Raw genomic sequence first — 22,759 nt, forward strand, 5'->3', positions numbered from 1 at the left:
GAGTTGTTGAAATATTTCATCGGCACACCCACCGTGGTCATCGGCCCGTTCATCCGACCGGGGTCTCGCGTTCGCCCACGAGGCCGCCGCGTGGGCTGGACGGCGTCCGGCGGCCCGGCCGGTTCCCGTTCGGGAAGGATTCGGTGGAAGGCGTGCGAACGGGTATACGGGACATGAAGAGCATCACCGCGCCCTCGGCCCGGTGGGCCGCGAGGAGCACTTCGCCGCCCCGCGGGCGCGAGGACTCCCCGGCGGCACGCCGCGCCGTCCGAAGGGTTCCGCCGAACGCCTTCGCCGAACAGCGGCGATCATCCCCGGGCTCTCCGGCAAGCCTTCCCCCCGCCCGGCCGCGAGCCCCTTGCGGGGCTCTCTCCCCCGGACGGATCAGCGATCACCCTGAGGTTCACCCATCGGAAGGACTGAGATGAGCACGCCGGTTGCATCGCAGGCGCGCGGCGGGCAGGTGCCCCGCCGGCGGATCCCGGCGAGATGGATCGCCGTCGCCCTGGCGGTGGCCCTCCTGGCGGCCATCGGGTTCAGCACCCAGTACCGCTCGGCGGAGTCCGTCGCGGCGGCGGGTCCCCGGCGTTTCGACCCGGCCGCTTACGGAGCGCGGACGTACGAGGACAGGGTCGTGCCCGCGATCGAGAGGAAGGCCGTCGAGCTGCCCGTACTGGTGAAGGCCATGAACACCGACATGGAGGCGGCCGGGAAGCAGTACGGCGTCCGGCACGGCAACGGCCCCTACACCTTCGCGGTCGAGGGCGTCGGCAGGGCCGGAGCGGTGAGGTCGGGACTGATGCACGTGACCGTGCCCGGTCTTCCCCCCGGCACCCGGGTCTCGCTGCAGGTCGGCCCGATCATCAACGGCACGGCGCTGCGGGACGCGGTGGGGTTCATCAGCTTCGGGCAGTTCCTCGACCAGGTGGAGTACGCCGACGCCGCCACCGCGCTGAACGATCAGATGAGGGAGAAACTGCTCAGGAACCTGGACGTGCCACGGCTGGAAGGCAAGAAGATCTCCTTCATCGGGGCCTTCAGCTTCCTCACCCCCTCCGTCGTGACCATCACCCCGGTCTCGATCAAGGAGATCGCGTGAGGCTCCCGACCGCCACCGTCCTGAGCGCCCGCGACGTCACCAAGGTGTACGAGGACGCGTACGTGCTCAGGGACGTCGACTTCGACGTGGCCGCCGGCCGGGTGACCGCGCTGTTCGGCGAGAACGGGGCCGGCAAGTCGACCCTGATGAGGATCCTCTCCGGGATCGAGCACCCCACCGCCGGCCATGTCGAGCTCGACGGGGAGCCCGTCAGGTTCGTGTCGCCCCGCGACGCCGCCGACCGGGGCGTCGCGATCGTCCACCAGGGGCTCAGCCTCTGCCCCAACCTGAGCATCCAGGACAACCTGTTCCTGGCCAGGGAGATCCGCGGGGGCCCCTGGGTGATCGACCGCTCGTCCCAGCGGGCCACCACCGCGGCGATCCTCCACAGCCTGGAGGAGTATCTGGACCCCGACCTGCTGGTCGGTGACCTGACTCCGGGCGAGCAGCAGATCGTCGAGATCGCGCGGGCGCTCCTCCAGGAGGCGCGGGTACTGATCATGGACGAGCCCACCTCGGCGCTCACCGCCCCGGAGGTCGAGGTCCTGTTCCGGGTCCTCAAGGAGCTGACCTCGAACGGTGTGGCGATCGTCTACGTCTCCACGCACCTGGAGGAGGCACTGGAGATCGCCGATGACGTCGTCGTCCTGCGTGACGGGCGGCTGGTCGCCACGGCGGACGCCGGCAACGTCGGCGTCCGGTGGGTCGTGGAGCGGATGACCGATCGCGACCAGGGCGACCGGTTCCCGCCCCGCGCCGCGGTCGCCGGGGAGGAACTGCTGACCCTGCGCGACCTCGTGGTGGCCGACCCGGCCAACCCCGGCCGCCTCGCCGTCGACGGCCTCTCCCTGACCGTGAGGGAGGGCGAGATCGTGGGAATCTACGGGCTGACGGGCTCGGGCCGCACCGAGTTGCTGGAGGCACTCGCCGGCCTGATCCCCTCGCAGTCGGGCCGCGTCCTGCTCTCCGGCACCCCGCTGGAGAGCCTGGGGATCCGCGACCGTGTCGGCCTGGGCATGATCCTGGTCCCGGGGAACCGGCGCCGCGACGGCCTCGTCCAGACGATGTCGGTCGGGGAGAACCTCTCCCTGGCCGGACTGGGCGCGTTCGTCCGGCGGCTGTTCATATGCCGTGACCGCGAGCGGGACGCCGTCCGCCGGATGATCGACGACATCACCGTCGGCGCGGGCGACGCGGACGACGCGGACGGCACGGGCGACGCGGGCGGCGCGGAGGCGTCGGTCGCGTCGCTGAGCGGTGGCGACCAGCAGAAGGTGGTGATCGGCAGGGCCCTGATGGCCGCCCCTCGGGTACTCCTGCTGGACGAGCCCTCGCGCGGCGTCGACGTCGGCGCCAGGACGGACATCTTCACGCTCATCGCGGCACAGGCGGAACGCGGCCTGGCCGTCCTCTTCACCACTTCGGACGCGGAGGAGGCCCTGCGGGTCCCCGACCGCCTGCTGGTGCTCGCCCGCGGGGTCCTCGTCGGCGAGTTCCGGCGCGGCACGACGACCCGGGAGGAGCTGCTGAAGGTCTCGGACGGCAGCACCTCCACCGACACGGACATCGACCGGAACACCGGCACGAGCACGGACAGGGGCGGTGCGGGGTGACACCTCGGGAAACGCCCCCCGCACCGGCGCCGCCGGGCCACTCACCGCCGGGGAAGGTCACAGCCGAGGCCCGCCGCCTCTCCCTGGTGAACGGCCTGTTCGAGCTGCGGGCGCCCATCGCGCTCGCGGCGATGATCGTGACCTTCGGCCTGCTGTCGGACACGTTCCTGTCCGTACCGACCCTCGTCATGGTGGCCAAGCACATCGCGATCAACGCGGTGATCGCAATCGGCGTGCTGCTGGTCGTCATCAAGGGCGGCATCGATCTGTCGGTCGGCTCGATCGCCGGGCTCTCCGGTGTCGTCGCCGGCGAGTTGCTCGAAGGACTCGGCCTCGGGTTCGCCGACGCCGTCGCCTACCCGCCCGTGTGGGGCGTGATCGTGCTCTGCGTCGCGGTCGGCATGCTCGTCGGCCTGGTGAACGGCATCGTCATCACCCGGTTCAAGGTGCCGCCTTTCATCGCGACGTTCGGCATGCTGTACGTGGCGCGGGGAATCGCGCTGCTGATCTCCGGCGGCTCGACCTATCCCAATCTGGGAGGCAACCCCGAGCTGGGCAACACCGGCTTCGAGGTCCTCGGCAACGGGCGCCCGCTCGGCCTCCCGGTGGCGATCTGGATCGCGATCCTCCTCGCCGTCGCCGTCACGCTGGTGCTCACCAGGACGCCGTTCGGACGGTGGCTGTACGCCGTGGGCGGCAACGAGCGGGCCGCGGAGCTCTCCGGGGTCCCGATCGACCGCGTCAAGACGGCCGTGTACGTGATCTCCGGTGCCTGCGCCGCGCTCGCGGGTCTCGTCATCGCCTCGGAGCTGACCTCGGCGACGCCGCTGGCCGGTGAGATGTACGAGCTCAACGCGATCATCGCGGTGATCCTCGGCGGCGCCGCGCTGGGCGGGGGGCTCGGCACGGTGCGGGGCGCTCTCATCGGGGCCTGCGCCGTCGGTCTCCTCGCCGAGAGCCTGATGCTCATGGGCGTGTCGGAGTTCTGGCAGATCGTCATCAAGGGAACCGTGCTCGTTCTCGTCGTGATGCTGGACCAGGGCCGCCAGCGGTTCCAGCGGCGCGGGGCCGCCGTGTCGGCGATGGCCGCCGGCAGGCGACCGGGCTGACGCGGCCGGACGGCCGCGCCGGCCGGGGGCGGAGCGGGGCTCCGGCCGCGCCCCGGCCGCCGGTCGGTACCGGGCCGGAGTGTCACCGGTCTTGGTGGCCCCTTGGCTCCCCCGTGATTCTCAAAGCCTCACGATTGCCGCTTCTTTTGTATTTTCAGATTAATCAGAAATCCCCTCATTGTTGGGGAATTGACAGGATAAACGCATGGCAGTCGAAGCGTTCAGCAGCGATATCACGCTGCGCATCAACGGTGCCGACCATTCCGTCTCCCTGGACAACCGGGTGACCCTCCTGGACGCGTTACGGGAGCATCTCGGGCTGACCGGGACGAAGAAGGGATGCGACCACGGGCAGTGCGGGGCGTGCACGGTCCTGCTGGACGGCCGCCGGGTGAACAGTTGCCTGACGCTCGCGGTCATGGCCGCCGGACAGGAGATCGTCACCATCGAGGGGGTGGCCGGCCTGGCCGGCACGAACGATCTGCACCCCGTCCAGCGGGCGTTCCTCGATCACGACGGTTTCCAGTGCGGCTACTGCACACCGGGCCAGATCTGCTCGGCCATCGGCGCGCTCGACGAGGCGGAACGGGGCTGGCCGAGCCATGTCACCGAGGACGTCGCCGCGGGCGTCGCCTCCAGCGGCGCCCTGGACGCCGAGGAGGTCCGCGAACGGATGAGCGGCAACCTCTGCCGCTGCGGGGCGTACGCCGGAATCGTCGAAGCCGTCCTCGACGCGGCCGGCGGGGGGAGCCCGGACCCGGTTCTCTCCGGCTGGAATCCCGGTGGCGCGCGATGAGGCCCTTCACCTACGAGCGCGCCACCGACCCCGGCGCCGCCGCCACCGCCGTCCTCGACGGCACCGACACGATGTTCCTGGCCGGCGGCACCAACCTCGTGGACCTGATGAAGCTCGGCGTGGTCGGGCCGGCGACGCTGGTGGACATCACCCGGCTGCCGTACGACCGGATCGAGCACCGGGCCGACGGCGGCGTGCTCATCGGCGCGATGGTGCGCAACAGCGATCTGTCCGGCGACCGGGGCATCAGGGAACGTTTTCCCGCGCTCTCCCAGGCGGTGCTGGCCGGGGCCTCCGGGCAGTTGCGATCGATGGCCACCACCGGCGGAAACCTGCTGCAACGCACGCGCTGCCCGTACTTCCAGGACGTCACCAAGCCGTGCAACAAGCGCGAGCCGGGTACCGGCTGCTCGGCGATCGGCGGCGACCACCGCGACCTGGGGGTGATCGGCACCTCCGCCGCGTGCGTGGCCACCAACCCCTCCGACATGGCGGTGGCGATGGCCGCCCTCGACGCCGTGGTGCACATCAGGCTCGCGGGAGGCGACGAGCGGGCGGTCCCGCTCTCCCGCTTCTACCTGCTGCCCGGCGACACCCCGGACCGGGAGACGGTGCTGGAGCCCGGTGACCTGATCACCGGGATCGAGCTGCCCCCGCCCCCGGACGGCGCCGCGATGCTGTACCGCAAGGTCCGCGACCGCTGGTCCTACGCGTTCGCGGTGGTCTCGGTCGCGGCTGTGGTCGCGACGGAGGCCGACGGTTCGCTGCGGGAGATCCGGCTGGCGCTGGGCGGGGTGGCCCCCGTGCCGTGGCGGGCCCGGGAGGCAGAGGGGATGCTGACCGGCCACCGGCCGACCAGGACGCTGCTGCTGGCGGCCGCGGACGCGGAATTCGTGGCGGCGCGCCCCCTCCCGCGGAACGAGTTCAAGATCGGACTGGCCGGCGACCTGATCGCGGCGAGCGTCCGCGATCTCACGGAACCGGCGGGGTCCACGGGGAACGGCTTCACTCGGGAGGAGCGGGGATGACCACTCTCGACAAGGTGGTGGGCGGGGCACCGGTCAGGATCGAGGGACGCGACAAGGTCACCGGCGTGGCCCGCTACGCGTACGAGTACCCCGTACCGGACGCCCTCTACGCCTGGCCGGTGCAGTCCACGATCGTCCGGGGGCGGGTGCGCTCCGTCGACGGCGCCGCCGCGCTGGCCCTGCCGGGGGTGATCGCCGTGCTGGACAGCGGCAACGTCTCCCGGCTGCGTCCCGTGCAGGACGCCGAACTGGCCGTCCTGCAGTCGGCCGACGTCGCCTACCGGGGGCAGATCGTCGCGGCCGTGGTCGCGAACACCCTGGAGGGGGCCCGCGAGGCGGCGTCGGCCGTGCGCGTGGACTACCAGGAGGAGGACCACGAGGTCGTGCTGGATCCCGGCAGCCCGCGGATCTCCTCTCCTACGAGGGTCAACGCGGGTTTGGCGGGGACGGTCGAGTGGGGTGACGCCGAGCGCGCCCTGGCGGCGGCGCCGGTCGGCGTGGACGCCGCCTACACGACCCCGGCCGAGCACGCCACCCCGATGGAGCCGCACGCCACGATCGCGTTCTGGGAGGGCGAGACCCTGACGCTCTACAACTCCGACCAGGCCCCGTGGATGTCGGCGGCCGCGGTCGCCCGGCTGTTCGGCCTTCCCGAGAGCGCGGTGAGCGTCGTCGCGGACCACGTCGGCGGCGGTTTCGGGTCGAAGGGGGCGATCCGCCCGCCGACCGTGCTGGCGGCGCTGGCCGCCCGCGCCGTCAGGCGACCGGTCAAGGTGGCGATGACCCGGCAGCAGATGTTCCCGCTCGTCAGCTACCGGACGCCCACCGTGCAGCGCGTACGCCTGGGGGCCGAGCGCGACGGCAGGCTGACCGCGGTGTGGCACGACGCGCTCCAGCAGAGCTCGAAGCTCGTCGAGTTCACCGAGCAGACGGTCTCGCCCAGCCGCGTCATGTACGCGACGCCCAACAGCCACACCGTCCACCGGCTCCTGCGGCTGGACGTGCCGAGCCCCTCGTGGATGCGCGCTCCCGGCGAGGCTCCGGGGATGTTCGCCCTGGAGTCGGCGATGGACGAGCTGGCGTACGCCCTCGGGATGGACCCCGTCCAGCTGCGGATCGTCAACGAGCCCTCGGTCGATCCCGAGTCGGGACTCCCGTTCAGCAGCCGCAACCTGATCGCCTGCCTGCGTGAGGGGGCGGCACACTTCGGCTGGGCGGACCGCGACCCCACGCCGGGCGTCCGAGAGGACGGCCGGTGGCTCGTCGGGACCGGTGTCGCGGCGTCGACCTACCCCGTCTACACCAGGGCGTCCACCGCGGCCGCCTACGCCGAGCCCACGGGCAGGTTCGTGGTCGAGATCGCCGCGGTCGACATCGGCACCGGCGCCCGCACCGCGCTCACCCAGGTCGCCGCCGACGAACTCGGCGTGCCGATGGACCGGGTCACGGTCAGGGTGGGCCGCAGCGTCTTCGGCCCCGCGGCACTCGCCGGAGGGTCCATGGGCACCTCCTCCTGGAGCTGGGCGGTGAGCAAGGCCTGCCGGGCGCTGGTCAAGGATCTCGACGAGCGGTCCGGCGTGGTCCCCCCGGACGGCCTGGGGGCACGGGCGGACACCGCCGAGGATCTCGCCGCGTGGAAGCGTTTCGCACGCCACTCCTTCGGGGCGCAGTTCGCCGAGGTCAGAGTGAACCTCGACAGCGGGCAGGTCCGTGTCGAGCGGCTGCTCGGGGTCTTCGCGTGCGGCCGGATCATCAATGCCAGGACGGCGCGCTCGCAGTTCCTCGGGGGCATGACGATGGGAATCTCCATGGCCCTGCACGAGGCTCTGGAGCTGGACCCCCGGTTCGGCGACTTCGTCAACCACGACCTGGCCGGGTACCACATCGCGTCGAACGCCGACGTCCGCGGGATCGAGGCCCACTGGATCGACGAGCAGGACGACGAGCTCAACCCGGTCGGTGCCAAGGGCATCGGCGAGATAGGGATCGTCGGCACCGCCGCGGCGATCGCCAACGCCGTCTTCCACGCCACCGGCTTCCGGCAGCGGGACCTGCCGATCACCCTTGAGCGGGTACGGGCGGCCATGCGCACCGGATGACGGGGGCGCGTTCTTGAGGGGGCGCCTCATTGAGGCTTGCGAGGGGCGCGTCATTGAGCTTGCGAGGGGCGCATCATCTTGCGAGGGGCGCATCATTGAGCTTGCGAGGGGCGCGTCATTGAGGGGGGCACGTCGACCGATCAGACCCGGCGCGTCCCGGCCTCTCCGGCGCGTCTCAGCCTCTGGTGCGCAGCTGGTCCCGTACGGCGCGAGCCAGGCCGGGGTCGTCGGCGATCACCCCGTCCACGTTGAGCCTGCACAGGCGCTTCAGCCACCTCTTCACCTCTTCGGTGGCGCGCCCGCCTGAGGTGTCGCCCCTGAGCTCCGCCCGGAGCCGCGCGGCGAGCTTGCGAACCGTCGTGGCGTGGACCAGGAGCCCTTGCTGCTGGGCGTTCCTGACGAGCGCGACAGGCGACACCGGCCTGCCGTCGAGACCTCCGGGATCGCCGGGACCGATCCGCTTGGTGACCACCCCGATGCCGTCGGCGTACTCGGCGACCTCCCGCAGCCCCTCCGGGGTGACCATGTCGTCATAGGTGAGCGGGTCGCCGGTGCTCGCGAGGTCGTACGGGGCGCCGGTCGCGCCGACGAACTGGATGAGCCGCAGCCGCGTGAGGGGACGCAACCTCTTGAGGTTCCCGGTCTCGAAGGACTGGATGAAGGCCGGGTCCCGCTCGTCGTCCCAGCCGTACCGCGCGAAGGTCTCCAGCAACGGCTCCTCGAGCGGCAGCCCGATCGAGGCGAAGTAGGTGGGGAACTTGGTCTCGGCGTAGACGCCCACCCCGTGCTTCTGCGCGAGCTGGACCACCTCGTCGAGCGTCGGGATGCGCTCTGTCCCGTCGTAGGCGGTGTTGTCCCGCCGCTCCTTGGGGAAGCGCTCCCTGGCGCGGAGGGTGCGCAGTTCCTCCAGGGTGAAGTCCTCGGTGAACCAGCCGGTGTGCCGCATGCCGTTGATGACCTTGGACGTCCTGCGGTCGGCGAACTCGGGGTGCCTGGCGATGTCGGTGGTCGCCGAGAGTTCGTTCTCGTGCCGGGCGACCAGCACGTGGTCCTTGGTCGAGACGAGATCGGGCTCGATGTAGTCGGTGCCCATCGAGATCGCGACCGTGTACGCGAGAAGCGTGTGCTCGGGACGGAACGCGCTGGCGCCGCGGTGGGCGATGACGATCGGCGCGACCTCGTGGCGGCCGAAATGCCTGGCCTCCGGGTTCGCGGGCCGCCCGGCCGAGGAACTCACGGAGCGTCCGTCCGCGGAGGTCGCGGGCCGCCCGGCCGTCGAGGCACCGGATCGTTCGTCCGCGGGGCTCGCGGATCGCGTACCCGTCGAATCGGCGTGGTGGAGAGCACCGATCGCGGCGATCCCTATGAATACGGCCAGCACACCGGCCCGCGCCTTGCTCACCTGTGTACACCCCTCGCTCCGGTTCAGCGGGGGAGACACATTCGCATAACGGCTATACCCGGACCGGACATGCGATTAACGATCAGAAGCGATTCTGACTGAGATAAGACCACATGACCGTCTCCTGGGGCATTTCCCTAGGTGTGTCCCGGTATTGTCGGCCACAAAAAAAGAGTGAGCGATCGATCACTCACTCCTCGGTGCGGGAAGGGGAAACCCGGGTCAACAGCCGGCCACGCGCCCCTGTTTCCGGACCCGGCCTCGGCCTCACACCCCCGCATCGGCCTCAGGCGGCGATCCGGCGGCTCACAGGCCCCAAAAGCTCACAGGTCCCAAGCGCGGAGGGCGAACCGGCCCTCCACCCGCCCCCACCGCCGAACGGGCACCGTACCGGCTCCCGGCGACGGGCGGGTGTCCCCGCATCACCGCCCGCGCCCGCCCCGTCCCTCGCCCGACCAGCCGTTTCCGTGCCGGTGGCCCCGCCGGTATCCGTACCTGTGACGATGGCGCCGCTCGCCCTGCCTGGCCCACGCCGGCCGCGCGAACTCCCGGTCCCGGTGGCGCCGGGCGTCAGACCCGTGCCGTCCGAACCCGTGGCCTCCGCGCCATCCGGCATCCGGACCTCTCCGTCCGAACTCCCGGTCCCTGTGCCCGGACCCCGGCCCCTCGCCGCGTTCACCGCCCGGACCGCGCCGCCCGGATCCGTACTCCTCATAGCGTCCGAAGCCCGGCGCCTCCGGCCGTCCGAACCCCCGGTCCCTCGGACGCCCGGGCTCCCACCCGCCACCGCGCTCTCCCGACCGGTCGCCCCCGTACCGCTCGAACAGCGGGTCCTTTGGCCGCTCACGGCCCCAGCCGTCGCCGCTCCCGGCCTCCGAGCCCGGCCGCTCGACGTCCCGGTCCCTGTGGCGCCCGAACCCCCATCTCTCTCCGCGTTCGCCCTCCGGATCCCGCCGTCCGAACCCGCGGTCGCCGTGGCGTCCCCGCCCCGCGTCCCACCGCCCGGCCGCCCTGGCCCGATGCCGCCCGCCGTCCGAATGTCTCGGCCGCCCGAAACCCCAGTTTCCCTTGCGCTCGATGCTCGTCCTCGATCGCTCGGCCGTCCGTCCCCCGTTGCCCCAGTTCTTGGTCGTCCAGCCCCCGGCGTGCTTCGGCGTCGAGTGCGCGGGACGCTTGGCACCCCAGCCCGTGGATCGCTCGTTCCCCGACTTCGAGTGCTGGACCGCGCCGAGGGCGGCCACCCCTATGAGTACGGCTACGACCCCGGCCCGCACGATGCTCACCTGGGCACACCCCCGCCTTCTGATCATTCGGGGGGTTGTCTCCTGTTGTACGACTCCCTACCCGGATTGCCGGGCAGGCTAACGATCAGCGGCGGGCGGCGAAGGGGCCGTGACCTGCCGGTTCGGCGAGCACCGCGCCCGGCTCGGGAGGGGGCGACGCCCGGTTCGGGAGGTGCGGCACACCGCGCCCGGCTCGCGGGCCGGGCGGTACGGCGCGGTCAGGCGCGGCGGGTCTTCGACAGGGTCGCGTAGACGATGATGTTGTCGGTGTAGTGACCGGTCCTGCTGTTGTAGACACCACCGCAGGTGATCAGCCGCAGGGTCGCCTCACCGGTGTTGCCGTAGACCCGCTTCGACGGGAAGGCCGCCTTGCTGACCTGTTCCACCCCGTCGACCGTGAACTCCGCGAGGCTTCCGTCGGACCGGGAGACCTTGATCTTGTCCCCGCGCTTGACCTCCTTCAGCCGGCTGAAGACGGCAGCGCCCTTCTTGGTGTTCACGTGCCCGAGCACCACCGAGGGCCCCTGCTGCCCGGGGATCGGGCCGTGCTTGTACCAGCCCGCCTGGTTGGGCCTGCTCAGCGGAGGCGTCTGGATCTCCCGCTTGGAGTCGACGCTGAGCGCCATCAGCGGGGCCAGGACGCCGATCTTCGGGATGGCCAGCCGCCGGGGCTTCACGCCGTCGCTCTTCAACGGCTCCGGAGGCATGACCACCGGCAGCGGCGGCGCCGCCGTGGGCGCGGCGGCCGTCAGAGGAGCGTCGAGCCCGCCCGGCCCCACCGAGGACGGCGTCACTCCCGCCGGCTGCCGGCCGGCGGCCGGGACCTCCTGGATCTGGATGTTGCTGTCCGCCGCCTGCGGCACGGGCGGGCCGTACGGCTCCTCCTCCAGCGCCGGAGTCAGGTACGCGAGCAGACCCGCCATGATCGCGGCCACCCCGCCGAGCGACCCGGCCACGAGGAGCCCGGCCATCAGCATGCTCCCCTTGGGCTTGGGAGCCGGGCCCCGGCCCTGGTAGGGGTCGGGACCGCCCTGTGCGGGTCCTTGGTACATCCGGCGCCTCCTTCAGCTGTCCCTCTGGCCGCGCGCGTGTGCCGCCCGCCGCCTCATCAAGACCACACCACCCAGTGCGCTTCCCGTCACCATCGCCGTGCCCGCGCCGAGAAGCCCCAGCCCGGAGCCTCCCTGAGGAGCCTCACCGGTCTGCGCCCCGCCGCTGGGCGTGATGATCACCTGCGGCGCGGTGGGGGTGGGCCTGGTGGGGGTGACGGTCGCGGTCACGGTCAGGGTCGGTTTGGGCGTCGAGGTCGTCGTGCTTCTGGTGGTGCTGTTCGTCCCGCCGTTCTGGTCACCGTTCTGGTTGCCGTTCGAACTCGGCGTGGGGGTGGGGGTGGGGGTGGGGGTGGGGGTGATGCTGGGAGTGACGGTGGGGGTGATCGTGGGGGTGACGGAAGGGTCCGGGGTGTCGGTGATCGTCGGGCTGGGCGAGGGAGATACGCCCGGCTCGGAAATGGTGACGTTCACCGAGCCCGGCGCGCTGACGAGCGTGCAGGTGGCCCGGTAATCGGCCGGCGGGTTCGCCAGGTTCTTCGTGATCACTCGGAAGGCGTCGACCTGCGCGAACTTCCCGGCCTCCAGGTTCGTGACCTTGATGGTGTGCTTGCCGTACTTGAGGTCGTTGAACCTCCACAGCGTGAGCCCGCCCTGGTGCGCGGCGTTCGTCGGCGTGCCGTCGGGGTTCTTCGAGGCGTCGACGAAGGACGGCGTGGCGTCCTGATCGTCGATCTGGAAGCCGACCTTGCCCGCCTCCGTGCTGCGCCGGGCGATGTACTCGATCCCGGTGCCGGTGAACGTGAAGGTGGCGAAGGAGTTCACCCTGTCCGTGCGGTGCAGGTCACGGCCGTGGTCGCCGATGCTCTGCGCCTGGTCGTTCAGCTCGTACCAGTCGGCCGCCCCGTGGTACCCCACCCGAGGGTTGCCGTTGTCGTCTTTCTCGTCGTTGTTGACCACGACCTCACCGGCCGGAGGCATGAAGTCGACGAACAGCTTCCGGGGACTGACCTTGAGCGTGCCCGCCTGGGTGGTGTGCGCGGAGTCGGAGATCCCCTCGGGAAGCTTCAGGATCTTTCCCGGCTGCAACTTGCCCGGCTGGTCGACGGAGCCCTTCGGCTGGAGGACGCCGACCCAGCTTCCGGAGACCTGCACGTTCCCGGTGACCAGAACCTTGCCCCCGGGGCCGAAGTAGCCCGGCGAGCCGAACCTGGCCGGGTCGCCGTTCTTGTACTTGAGATCCCAGCCGATGCTGAGCGGTTCCCCGACCGTGAGCGTGGTGGGAATCGACACCGTGGTCCGGAGGTTCACCACGCTGCTTCCCAGGGCGATCCCGCCCGTACAGCTGTAGTCGACCACGAGTTCGGCATTGCTGGCACCGGACGCACCGGTGGGCAGCGCGACCAGCGCACCGCCGACAAGGCACAGGGCCGAAACCGTGAGAGACCTACGGAGCCCAGATCGCCACCGAACCACCACACACTCCGATCACGAAGGCTGCCGTCAACGGGCATACCCATAGCACACCGAGGGTAGATCGTACGGTTTCCACCATCTTCGCCGCAGCGAGATCGCGGGTGGATCCGAAGACCGTGGCGCACTTGTGATCTGGATTTACCTCCACATACCTCCGCAAGTCGCGGGAACGCGACGGGTCCGGGTGTACCTGCTGGTAACAGAATCGTATTCTGTGTCACGAGCCGTCACGAACCGTCGCGAGTCCTAGGAGGCACACCATGCAGCGAGACCTCTTCGAGGAGGAGCACCAGCTCTTCCGGGAGACCGTGCGCGAGTTCTTGGCCCGCGAGGTGGCCCCCCACCACGACCAGTGGGAGAAGGACGGCATCGTCCCCCGCGAGGTGTGGAAGAAGGCCGGAGAGATCGGGATGTTCGGCTTCGGGGTGCCCGAGGAATTCGGTGGAGCCGGAATCACGGACTTCCGCTACAACGCCGTGATCGTCGAGGAGGTCATGGCGATCGGCGCGACCGGCCTGGGCTACTCGCTGCACAACGACGTGATGGCGCCGTACTTCGTGGACCTCACCGACGACGAGCAGAAAGCCCGCTGGCTGCCCGGGTTCGCCTCCGGCGAGCTGATCACGGCCGTCGCGATGAGCGAGCCCGGCGCGGGCAGCGACCTGCAGGGCATCAGGACGACCGCCGTACGCGAGGGCGACCACTACGTGGTCAACGGCCAGAAGACCTTCATCACCAACGGCATCAACTCCGACCTGGTCGTCACGGTCGCGAAGACCGACCCGGCCGCGGGCGCCCGGGGGATCTCACTGCTCGTCGTCGAACGGGGCATGGAGGGCTTCACCCGGGGTCGCAACCTGGAGAAGATCGGCATGCACGCCCAGGACACGGCTGAGCTGTTCTTCGACAACGTCAGGGTCCCCGCGGTCAACCTGCTGGGCCCCGAGGAGGGGCAGGGCTTCTTCCAGCTCATGGCCAACCTGCCGCAGGAACGCCTGTCGATCGCGGTGATGGCCGTGGCGGCGGCGGAGACGGTCCTGCGGACGACCATCGAGTACTGCAGGAGCCGCACCGCCTTCGGCCGGAACATCGGCAGCTTCCAGAACACCCGGTTCGTGCTGGCCGAGCTGGACACCGAGGTGGACATCGCCCGCCTCTACGTGGACAAGTGCATCCTGGCCCTCAACGCCGGGGAGCTCACCGCCGTGGACGCCGCCAAGGCGAAGTGGTGGACCACGGAGCTGCAGACCAAGGTCATCGACCGCTGCCTCCAGCTGCACGGCGGCTACGGCTACATGATGGAGTACCCCGTGGCCAAGGCCTGGGTCGACAGCCGCGTCCAGACCATCTACGGCGGCACCACCGAGATCATGAAGGAGATCATCGGCCGTTCCTTCGGCTTCTGAGACCGGCCCCAGACACAGCCCTCCGAGACCGGCCTCCGACACGGCCCTCAGAGACCGGTCCCTGACACGGCCCTCAGAGACCGGTCCCTGACACAGCTCTCAGAGACCGGTCCCTGACACGGCCCTCAGAGACCGGCCTCCGAGATCGGCCGGTCCCTCACTCCTCGGTGATGTCCTCGATCTGCACGGCCACCCCGTCCTTGATCGTCACCTTGGCGAAAAGGGCGCCGCGCTTCTCGATCGCCTTCTGCAACTGCTCCACCGAGCAGCTGTACGGGGCCTCCCCCTCCTTGCAGACCAGCCCCCGCGCGTCGCGCACGACCGTGTACGGCAGCAGGAGGGCTTTCACCTCCTGGTCGCTCTCGGAGGTCACGGTGATCCCGTCCACCCCGCGCAGGGCGATCTGCCCCCTTGTCGTGGCGTCGACGTCCCGGCTCCCGGAGAGGCTCACCGACGGTGACGCCGTGACGAGGGCGGCGTCGTCCGCCGACGCGGAAGCGGACGGAGAGGGCGTAGAGGACAGAGAGGGAGTGGCGGAGGCCGCGGGGGACGGGGAGACGCTCACGGTAACGGTGGCCGTGGCGGTCGCCGACACGCCGGACGCCCCGGGCGCGGCGCTCCCGCCCGAACATGCGGAGAGGCCTGCGGCCAGCGCTGCCACCAGCAGGGCACGCGTTACCTTCGATGTTCTGTTCACGAGAGGTAACGATCCCATGGGTTGGGGATCGCGTTTACCAGCCGCACGGGCGGCTCCGCCGACGCATACTGGTCAGCGGAGACTTCCCCGAGGTGGTGACGATGGACAGCGGACTGATTCTGCTGGTCTTCCTGGCGTTCCTGTTCGCCTGGGGCCTGAACCGGGTGCGCCGCGCCCTCCGGCTCGGCCCGGTCGCCTACGTCGGCGTCATGGTCGTGTTCGTCATCGCGATGCTCGCCATCTGGGGACAGACCATCCGCTGACCACTTTCCGCCGGGCCCGGCGCCCCTACCGGGACGCCTCCAGCAGCACGCTCGCGACCAGTTCCGGGTCGTCGGTCATCGGCAGATGCCCGCAGCCCCTGAGCAGCTTCACCCGCTGCCCCGACCACCTGGCCGCCCGGATGGCCTGCCGGCGCGGGAGCAGCCGGTCGTGCTCGCCCCAGGCGATCGTGACCGGCGCCTTCGGCGGCGCGGGAGGCATCAGCCCCGCGAACGAGGCGAGGGTCTCGTCGAAGCCGGAGGAGTCCCCGAGCGACTGGAGGGCGGCGAGCAGCGCCTCGGGCGTGAGCCTCACCGGATGGGCGACCAGGACACCGGCGCAGAGGATGCGGCCCAGCGGATCCTCCGCGAAGGCGGCGGCCCGTCCGGGGGGAAGGCGGCGAGCGGAGACCCTGATCGCGCGGAGGACGGCTCGCGTGTACGCGAGCTCGCTGCGGTTCCAGAATCCGGCGGGAGAGAGCGCGGCGGCCGAGCGGACCACCCCGCGCGAGGCCAGTTCGAGGGCGACGTAACCGCCCAGGGAGCTGCCCGCCACGTGAGGGTCGCGCAGGCCGAGCACCTGGAGGAAGGACTCGATCGCGTCGGCCAGGCTTTCCGCCGTGTACGGCGTGCCGGGCGGCAGCGGCGGCGAGACGCCGAAACCGGGGAAGTCGACGGCGATCACGTCCCGCTCGGCGGCGAGTCTGTCGAGCACTGGCAGCCATGCCTGCCAGTGATGCCCGATACCGTGCAGCAGGACCAGCGGGGAACCCGTCCCGCGCCGTTCGAACGCCAGCTCCATACCCCCGAGTCAACCACCGATCGGGGAGGTGTTCCAGCTCTGCCGCGGACGGCTCAGCGCGACCTGGTGGGGATCTCGAACCAGACGGCCTTGCCCTCCTTGGTGGGGCGGGAACCCCAGCGCCTGGCGAGCTGGTCGACGAGGTAGAGACCCCGCCCGCCCTCGTCGTTCTCCCCCGCGCTGCGGATGCGCGGCAACCGGAGATCCTGGTCGAAGACCTCGACCCAGACGGACTCCTTGCCCCGGCGGAGCCTGAGCGTGAACTCCTTCTCGTTGACGATCTCGTCTTCGAAACCGGGGACGTCCCAGGACTCGTCGAACGGCAGCGGAGGGCCGTCCATCGTCAGCTCCCTGCGCGGGATGCTGGCGCTGGCGGCGTGCAGCACGACGTTGGTGACGACCTCGGAGACCAGCAGGCAGGCGAGCTCGGCGCGCTCCTCGGGGACGTTCCAGCCGATGAACGCCTCCGACGCCATCCGGCGCGCCTCCCCGACCATGATCGGCTGAGCGGGGAAGGTGCGCTCCTCGACGGCGAGGTCCTCGGAGGCGGACCTGAGCACGAGGATGGCCATGTCGTCGTCGATCTCGCCGGGCACCGCGACGGTGGCGGCGTCGGCGAGGCGCTCGACGGAGGCGTCGCTGATCTCGATGAGCTTGCCGCAGAGCTGCGCCAGCGTCTCCTCGACGTTGGGCGGCCTGCCGTCGGCGTCGCGGATGGGGCGACGATCGACGAGCCCGTCGGTGTAGAGGAGCAACGCGGCCCCGGGGGGCAGCGTCCGCGTCTCCTCCTTGTAGACCAGGTCGGCGTGCATGCCCTTGGCCCGCACCCCCAGCGGCTGGCCGACCTCGTGGATGTCGAGCTCGGTACAGGTGTCGCCGATGAGCAGCAGGGGGGGCGCGTGGCCGGCGTTGGCGAACGACAGCTGCCGCGACCAGGCGTCGTACACCAGGTACTGGCAGGTGACGATGGGCGGGACGCTGATGTCGGTGCCGCTCTCGTCCTGCTCGGGGGTGGCGATGATGCGTGTCCACTCGTCGAGCCTGGCGAGGATCTCCGCGGGCGGCTTGTCGTCCTGGGCGAAGGCCCGCAGCGCCGCCCGCAGCTGCCCCATGACCGCCGCGGCCTTGGCGCCCCTGCCCTCGACGTCGCCGATGACGATGCCGACCCGGCCCGCCGACAGCGGGATGACGTCGTACCAGTCACCGCCGACCTGGGTCTGGATGCCCTGTCCGTGGCTGGCCAGGGGGGCGGCCGGGTAGTAGCGGACCGCGATGTCCAGCCCGTCGAGCTGCGGCAGCGCGCGGGGCAGCAGGTGTTTCTGGAAGGACTCGGCGGTGTGCCGCTCCTCCTCGAACAGCAGGGCGTTGTCGACGGCGAGCGCGACCCGGGTGGCGATGGCCCCCACGAAGTCGCGGTCGAAGGCGTCGTAGTGCGGGCTGCGCCGGTCGGTCAGGTTGGACAACCCCAGGTACATCAGCCCGAGGGTCTCGCCGCGCACGCACAGCGGCGCCACGATGGCCGAGGTCATGCCGATCTCGGCGGCCAGGCGGGTGTTGGCCTCACCCGGGCTGGGGTAGTTGGTCTGGGAGAAGTCCTCGACGAGGATCGTCTCCTGGCGGCGCAGCGCGATCTCGGCGTAGTGCCCCACCGGGTAGCGGATCTCCGCCCCGAGCGGCGCCCAGGTATTGGGCGGCGGGCTCCAGCCCTGGACGTGGGTGGAGACCCTGCGGGTCAGCCGCCCCTCCTCCATCAGCTCGATGAAGCAGTGGTCGGCGAACTGCGGGACGAGCATCTCGGCGACGCGCTTGAGCGTCTCCTCCACGTAGAGCGATCCGGCGAGGCGCTCGCCGATCCGCTCCAGCAGACCGAAGCGGTCCTTCTCCCGCTCGTTGCTGCGCATCGCCTCGCGGGCGGTGATGACGATGCCCGTCACCGCTCCCGAGGGATGCCGCAGCGGCACGGCCTGTGCCCGTACGTAGATGATCGTGCCGTCCCCGCGCCTGACGTCGAACGTGCCCTCCCAGACGCCGCCCTTGAGGACGTGCTTGGAGAGCTCGACGGCGAGCGGGTGGTCCTTCTCCATGATGCCCAGGGAGAGGGACTGGTCGCGGGGCCCGGATGTGCCGGGGCGCCCGAACAGCCTTTCCGCGAACGGGTTCCAGTAGAGAAGGTTGCTGAACCTGTCGGTGACGACCACCGCCATCTCAGCGTGATCCAGGACGGAGCCGGCCGTAAGGTGATCAGCGGCGTCCTGGGAAACATCCCCCCACCGCTTCATCCGGTGACCGCCCGTCGGGGGCGGGTGTGTGCAAAGCGAACCACGGTTGCTCCTGCAGTCTCGGCCTGGGAGCGGAGGGACTCCCGAACGGGATCCAACCGAGCTAAGGGGCCTCGGTCAGCGAGTGGAGACGAAAACGTGCGCGGCAATCTCTCGCGGGAGATCCGCAAGAAAATTGTCCGCCTCGTCGTCACCTGTCACCCGCACACCGTCGTCGCTCGCCGCGAGCGTCACCTCGCGTCCGGGTTGTATCCCAACTTGCTTGAGTTTAAGCATCACAGCCGGATCGCTTTGCACTTGTTCGCTAATTCGCCGCACGACAACGGGTATATCTCTGGGTCCGGCCATCGCCGACATCGACGGCAGCGACTCCGGCTTCCCACCGGGAACGCCGACGACGCCGAGTTCGTCGAGGCCGGGTATCGGATTGCCGTGCGGATCCTCGGTGGGGTTGTTGAGCAGGCTGACGAGCCTGGCCTCCACGGATTCGGACATGACGTGCTCCCAGCGGCACGCCTCGATGTGCACCTCTTCCCAGGGCAGACCGATGACCTGGGTGAGCAGGCACTCGGCGAGACGGTGCTTGCGCATGACGCGGGTCGCGAGCGTGCGTCCCAGGTCGGTCATGGTCAGGTGGCGGTCGCCCTCGACGCGTACCAGGCCGTCGCGCTCCATCCGGGCGACCGTCTGGCTGACGGTGGGTCCGCTCTGCTGGAGGCGTTCGGCGATGCGCGCGCGCAGGGGGACGATGCCCTCCTCCTCCAGCTCGAAGATCGTACGAAGGTACATCTCCGTTGTGTCGATCAGGCCGTGTGCGGTCAAGGTTCCTCCCGTCCTCTCTCGATGCTACGTCCATCGCGCGGTGTTCCCGGGAGGGCGGCGCGGGACCTCGGAAGTTTGAGAAGACGACCCTATTGGGAGAACAGCCCACGATGACAAAGGACGGCAACGCCGGAGGGCGCCAAATCCTTCCCTAGCTGCTCAAACGCTACGCGTGAGCGGACGATATTTTCTGAAGGCCGGAACGGCCAGTCCCACCGCGACCACGGCCACCGCGCAGGCGATCCCGCCGCCCACCCAGGCCCAGGTGGCGCCGAACCACGAGGCGGTGCCCCCGGCCCGCAGGTCCCCCAGCCTGGGGCCTCCCGCGACGACCACCATGAAGACCCCCTGCATCCTCCCGCGCATGTCGTCGGGCGCGTGGGTCTGCAGGATCGTCTGCCGCCACACCGCGGAGACCAGGTCGGCGGCCCCGCCGAACGCCAGCAGGGCGACCATCAGCCACAGCTGCTCGGCGAGCCCGGCCGCGGCGACGGTGAGCCCCCACGCCGCGATCACGTACGTGAGCGCCAGTCCCTGGCGCCGGACCCGGCCCACCCAGCCCGACAGCAGGCCGCCGAGCACCGAGCCGATGGCGATGCTGGCCGACAGCCAGCCGAACGCGACCGGGGAACCGCCGAACCGCTCGTCCACGATCTCCGGGAACAGCGCCCTGGGCAGCGCGAACGCCATGGCGATCAGGTCGACGACGAACGACATCAGCACGACCGGGTGCCCGGAGACGTAGCGCAGGCCGTCCACCACCGAACGCAGTCCCGGGCGGGTCACCTCGCCGACCGGTTCGAGCCTGGGCAGCCGTACCGCGGCGTAGAAACCGGCGCCGAACAGCAGCGCGTCGATCAGGTAGGCGGTGGCGAAACCGCTCTGGGCGAGTACGACCCCGCCGACCAGGGGCCCGATGACGGTGCCGAGGCCGCCCACCAGGAAGTTGAGGGTGTTGGCCGCGGGGACCAGGCCGGCGGGGACCAGCCTGGGGATGATCGCGCCCCTGGTCGGCCCGGTGATGGCGAACCCGGTGGCGTGCACGGCCACGGTGGCCAGCAGCAGGCCGACGCCGGTCGAGCCCAGGGCGGCCTGGACCAGGAGCGCGAGCGTCCCCGACCAGGCGATCAGCGCGCCGATCATGAGGAGCCTGCGGCGGTCGACCGCGTCGGCGATCGCGCCTCCCCACAGGCCGAACACGACCAGGGGGATCAGGTTGGCGGGGCCGAGCATGCCGACCCAGAAGGACGACTTCGTGATCTCGTAGATCTGGGCGCTGACGGCCACCGAGGTGAGCTGGAATCCGATGAACGACACGCCCTGACCTGCCCAGAGCCGCCGGTAGGCGGGTATGGCGAGGGGGCGCGTATCAGCCGCGTGCCTACGGACGAAGTCCCCGAAACCCACCCCGTTACCTCTCTACCTGACATACATGGATATATCAGTAAAGAGCGGGCAGAGTGCTAGGGGGCCAGGCGTTCGACGATCCAGGTGGCGCCGGAGCGCCGGTAACGGAGGCGGTCATGCATGCGGTCGGTGCGGCCCTGCCAGAACTCCACCTCCGACGGCACCACGCGCAGCCCGCCCCAGAAATCGGGGATCGGCGGGTCCTCGGGCCAGCGCTCCGCCAGTTCCTCGTAGCGGGCGTCCAGCTCGTCCCTGGAGTGCACGACCGCCGACTGCCGCGACGCCCACGCGCCGATCCGCGACCCGTAGGGCCGGGACCTGAAGTAGGCGGCCGACTCCTCGCGCGGCAGCCGCACCACCGTGCCCTCCACCCGCACCTGGCGGCGGATGGAGTGCCAGGGGAACAGCAGGGCCGCCCGCGGGTTCTCCGCCAGGTCCCGGCCCTTGCGCGACTCGTAGTTGGTGTAGAAGACGAACCCGTTCTCGTCGTAGCCCTTGAGCAGCACGGTCCTGGCCGTCGGCCGTCCACCCGCCGAGGCGGTCGCCAGCACGGTCGCGTTCGGCTCGGGAAGCCCGGCGTCCACGGCCTCGCCGAACCAGAGGGCGAACTGCGAGAAGGGGTCGGGGGCGAGGTCTGCCTCGATCAGGGGCAGCCCCTGGTACGTGCGTCGAAGGCCCGCCATCGAAGGCGGTCGCGATGTGGCGTCCACGGGAAGGTATTCTCCCGTGCCGAGCAGGAAGCCCGCGCGGCGCCCCCCACCTGGGGCGATCGCGTTCCGGCGGGTCCGGCGGCACACCGCCTCGGCCCAGGGGGTTGAATATGACCCGCCGGTATCTCGACATCAAGGCTTTGACTTCAAGAAAGGGAGGCAGCCGAGAATGTCCGACTTCAAACCCGGGCTCGAAGGCGTTGTAGCTTTCGAGACGGAGATCGCGGAACCGGACAAAGAAGGGGGCGCCCTTCGTTACCGGGGCGTCGACATTGAAGAGCTGGTCGGCCGCGTCTCTTTCGGACACGTGTGGGGCCTGCTTGTCGACAACGAGTTCCAGCCGGGTCTGTCCCCGGCCGAGCCCTTCCCCGTCCCCGTCCATTCCGGTGACATCCGCGTCGACGTGCAGAGCGCGGTGGCCATGCTGGCCCCCGCGTACGGCTTCAAGCCCCTGCTCGACATCGACGACGAGCAGGCCCGCGCCGACCTGGCCCTGGCCAGTGTGAACGCCCTGAGTTTCGTCGCGCAGTCCTCGCGTGGCCTGGGGAAGCCGATGGTCCCCCAGAGCGAGGTCGACAAGGGTGAGAGCATCGTCGAGCGGTTCATGATCCGCTGGCAGGGCGACCCCGACCCCAAGCACGTCAAGGCCATCGACGCCTACTGGACGTCCGCCGCCGAGCACGGCATGAACGCCTCCACCTTCACCGCCAGGGTCATCGCCTCCACCGGAGCCGATGTCGCCGCGGCGCTGAGCGGTGCGGTCGGCGCCATGTCGGGGCCGCTCCACGGCGGTGCGCCCGCGCGCGTGCTGCACATGATCGAGGGCGTCGAGCAGGTCGGCGACGCCAAGAAGTACGTCCAGTCGGAGCTCGACAAGGGCCAGCGCCTGATGGGCTTCGGTCACCGCGTCTACCGTGCCGAGGACCCCCGGGCACGCGTGCTCCGCCGCACCGCCAAGGAACTCGACGCACCGCGTTACGAGGTCGCCGCGGCGCTGGAGAAGGCCGCGCTGGAGGAGCTCCACGCCCGCAAGCCCGACCGGGTGCTCGCCACCAACGTCGAGTACTGGGCCGCGGTCATCCTGGACTTCGCCAAGGTTCCCTCGTCCATGTTCACCTCGATGTTCACCTGCGCCCGCACCGCGGGCTGGGCCGCCCACATCCTGGAGCAGAAGCGCACGGGCAGGCTTGTCCGCCCCAGCGCCGACTACGTGGGTCCGTCCCAGCGCTCGGTCCAGGACGTCCCCGGAGCCGCCGAGGTCGTCCACTCCTTCTGAGTCCCCCTCCCGTACGGCTGTCGCGCGGCGTCTCGCGCGGCAGCCGTCGCCGGTTCCGGCCCTCCGCGCCCCCGGGCCGTCCCGCCCGGCTCGTACCGCCCGGCCCCGCGATCACCCAGCCCTGCCCAAAACCCTCCCACGGCTCG

General features: G+C 70.5%; 18 protein-coding genes. 9 read left to right on the top strand and 9 right to left on the bottom strand.

The genetic code is table 11. From position 1 onward, the window contains the following. The first annotated feature begins 424 nt into the window (after positions 1-424). From AB0G15_RS17315 to AB0G15_RS17340, 6 genes are all read left to right on the top strand, one after another. Complete coding sequence (locus AB0G15_RS17315) at positions 425-1,099, top strand: DUF2291 domain-containing protein (RefSeq protein WP_362840394.1); 675 nt, start codon at positions 425-427, stop codon at positions 1,097-1,099. Then, positions 1,096-2,712 carry a sugar ABC transporter ATP-binding protein gene (locus AB0G15_RS17320; RefSeq protein WP_362840397.1) on the top strand — a complete coding sequence of 539 codons (1,617 nt, stop codon included), beginning with the start codon at positions 1,096-1,098 and terminating at the stop codon, positions 2,710-2,712. The genes AB0G15_RS17315 and AB0G15_RS17320 overlap by 4 nt, the downstream gene beginning before the upstream one ends. 86 nt (positions 2,713-2,798) lie before the next feature. Further along, entirely contained in the window at positions 2,799-3,821 is a 1,023-nt protein-coding gene (locus AB0G15_RS17325) for an ABC transporter permease (RefSeq protein WP_362840400.1), read from the top strand. A 205-nt stretch (positions 3,822-4,026) separates the two neighbouring features. Then, positions 4,027-4,617: a 2Fe-2S iron-sulfur cluster-binding protein gene (locus AB0G15_RS17330; protein WP_362840403.1), complete on the top strand. Its 591-nt coding sequence runs from the start codon at positions 4,027-4,029 to the stop codon at positions 4,615-4,617. Next, positions 4,614-5,645: a xanthine dehydrogenase family protein subunit M gene (locus AB0G15_RS17335; RefSeq protein ID WP_362840406.1), complete on the top strand. Its 1,032-nt coding sequence runs from the start codon at positions 4,614-4,616 to the stop codon at positions 5,643-5,645. Before AB0G15_RS17330 ends, AB0G15_RS17335 begins: the two co-directional genes overlap by 4 nt. Continuing rightward, positions 5,642-7,744 (top strand): xanthine dehydrogenase family protein molybdopterin-binding subunit, encoded by a 2,103-nt coding sequence (locus AB0G15_RS17340; RefSeq protein ID WP_362840408.1) that lies wholly within the window; start codon positions 5,642-5,644, stop codon positions 7,742-7,744. The genes AB0G15_RS17335 and AB0G15_RS17340 overlap by 4 nt, the downstream gene beginning before the upstream one ends. 175 nt (positions 7,745-7,919) lie before the next feature. Here AB0G15_RS17340 and AB0G15_RS17345 read toward each other — a convergent pair whose 3' ends face one another. The 3 genes from AB0G15_RS17345 to AB0G15_RS17355 form a co-directional block, all read right to left on the bottom strand. Continuing rightward, positions 7,920-8,981 (bottom strand): glycerophosphodiester phosphodiesterase family protein, encoded by a 1,062-nt coding sequence (locus tag AB0G15_RS17345; protein WP_362840411.1) that lies wholly within the window; start codon positions 8,979-8,981, stop codon positions 7,920-7,922. A 1,666-nt stretch (positions 8,982-10,647) separates the two neighbouring features. Next, entirely contained in the window at positions 10,648-11,481 is an 834-nt protein-coding gene (locus tag AB0G15_RS17350; RefSeq protein WP_362840413.1) for a class F sortase, read from the bottom strand. A gap of 12 nt (positions 11,482-11,493) precedes the next feature. Beyond that, positions 11,494-12,837, bottom strand: a complete 1,344-nt coding sequence (locus tag AB0G15_RS17355; protein ID WP_362840416.1) for a hypothetical protein — start codon at positions 12,835-12,837, stop codon at positions 11,494-11,496. Between the two features lie 377 nt (positions 12,838-13,214). Between AB0G15_RS17355 and AB0G15_RS17360 the strand changes: the two genes are divergently transcribed. Continuing rightward, complete coding sequence (locus AB0G15_RS17360) at positions 13,215-14,360, top strand: acyl-CoA dehydrogenase family protein (RefSeq protein ID WP_362840419.1); 1,146 nt, start codon at positions 13,215-13,217, stop codon at positions 14,358-14,360. Positions 14,361-14,517: 157 nt separating this feature from the next. Here AB0G15_RS17360 and AB0G15_RS17365 read toward each other — a convergent pair whose 3' ends face one another. Continuing rightward, the gene (locus tag AB0G15_RS17365; RefSeq protein ID WP_362840422.1) at positions 14,518-14,811 is read right to left on the bottom strand and encodes a hypothetical protein; all 294 of its coding nucleotides are present in this window, start codon (positions 14,809-14,811) and stop codon (positions 14,518-14,520) included. A 347-nt stretch (positions 14,812-15,158) separates the two neighbouring features. Between AB0G15_RS17365 and AB0G15_RS17370 the strand changes: the two genes are divergently transcribed. Then, the gene (locus AB0G15_RS17370; RefSeq protein ID WP_362840425.1) at positions 15,159-15,320 is read left to right on the top strand and encodes a hypothetical protein; all 162 of its coding nucleotides are present in this window, start codon (positions 15,159-15,161) and stop codon (positions 15,318-15,320) included. A 25-nt stretch (positions 15,321-15,345) separates the two neighbouring features. On the opposite strand, the gene AB0G15_RS17375 is transcribed toward AB0G15_RS17370, so the two are convergent. From AB0G15_RS17375 to pdxH, 5 genes are all read right to left on the bottom strand, one after another. Further along, positions 15,346-16,119: an alpha/beta fold hydrolase gene (locus AB0G15_RS17375; protein WP_362840427.1), complete on the bottom strand. Its 774-nt coding sequence runs from the start codon at positions 16,117-16,119 to the stop codon at positions 15,346-15,348. Positions 16,120-16,172: 53 nt separating this feature from the next. Continuing rightward, positions 16,173-18,398, bottom strand: a complete 2,226-nt coding sequence (locus tag AB0G15_RS17380; RefSeq protein ID WP_362840430.1) for a SpoIIE family protein phosphatase — start codon at positions 18,396-18,398, stop codon at positions 16,173-16,175. Positions 18,399-18,515: 117 nt separating this feature from the next. After that, a complete protein-coding gene (locus AB0G15_RS17385; protein WP_362840433.1) occupies positions 18,516-19,220 on the bottom strand; it encodes a metal-dependent transcriptional regulator in 705 nt (234 codons plus the stop codon). Positions 19,221-19,379: 159 nt separating this feature from the next. Then, entirely contained in the window at positions 19,380-20,627 is a 1,248-nt protein-coding gene (locus tag AB0G15_RS17390; protein WP_362840435.1) for an MFS transporter, read from the bottom strand. Between the two features lie 56 nt (positions 20,628-20,683). Continuing rightward, entirely contained in the window at positions 20,684-21,310 is a 627-nt protein-coding gene (pdxH, locus tag AB0G15_RS17395) for a pyridoxamine 5'-phosphate oxidase (RefSeq protein WP_362840633.1), read from the bottom strand. A gap of 196 nt (positions 21,311-21,506) precedes the next feature. On the opposite strand from pdxH, the gene AB0G15_RS17400 reads away from it, so the two are divergent. Then, positions 21,507-22,613, top strand: coding sequence for a citrate synthase 2 (locus AB0G15_RS17400; RefSeq protein WP_362678323.1), 1,107 nt, complete (start codon positions 21,507-21,509; stop codon positions 22,611-22,613). Positions 22,614-22,759 lie beyond the last annotated feature (146 nt).

The organism is Streptosporangium sp. NPDC023825 (assembly GCF_040639575.1).
Lineage (GTDB): Bacteria > Actinomycetota > Actinomycetes > Streptosporangiales > Streptosporangiaceae > Streptosporangium.

Bases quoted from the DNA above. Each gene is read 5' to 3' on its own strand.
- AB0G15_RS17315 (WP_362840394.1), top strand. From the start codon at position 425: ATGAGCACGCCGGTTGCATCGCAGGCGCGCGGCGGGCAGGTGCCCCGC.
- AB0G15_RS17330 (WP_362840403.1), top strand. From the start codon at position 4,027: ATGGCAGTCGAAGCGTTCAGCAGCGATATCACGCTGCGCATCAACGGT.
- AB0G15_RS17335 (WP_362840406.1), top strand. From the start codon at position 4,614: ATGAGGCCCTTCACCTACGAGCGCGCCACCGACCCCGGCGCCGCCGCC.
- AB0G15_RS17340 (WP_362840408.1), top strand. From the start codon at position 5,642: ATGACCACTCTCGACAAGGTGGTGGGCGGGGCACCGGTCAGGATCGAG.
- AB0G15_RS17350 (WP_362840413.1), bottom strand. From the start codon at position 11,481: ATGTACCAAGGACCCGCACAGGGCGGTCCCGACCCCTACCAGGGCCGG.
- AB0G15_RS17360 (WP_362840419.1), top strand. From the start codon at position 13,215: ATGCAGCGAGACCTCTTCGAGGAGGAGCACCAGCTCTTCCGGGAGACC.
- AB0G15_RS17370 (WP_362840425.1), top strand. From the start codon at position 15,159: ATGGACAGCGGACTGATTCTGCTGGTCTTCCTGGCGTTCCTGTTCGCC.
- AB0G15_RS17375 (WP_362840427.1), bottom strand. From the start codon at position 16,119: ATGGAGCTGGCGTTCGAACGGCGCGGGACGGGTTCCCCGCTGGTCCTG.
- AB0G15_RS17380 (WP_362840430.1), bottom strand. From the start codon at position 18,398: ATGAAGCGGTGGGGGGATGTTTCCCAGGACGCCGCTGATCACCTTACG.
- pdxH (WP_362840633.1), bottom strand. From the start codon at position 21,310: ATGGCGGGCCTTCGACGCACGTACCAGGGGCTGCCCCTGATCGAGGCA.
- AB0G15_RS17400 (WP_362678323.1), top strand. From the start codon at position 21,507: ATGTCCGACTTCAAACCCGGGCTCGAAGGCGTTGTAGCTTTCGAGACG.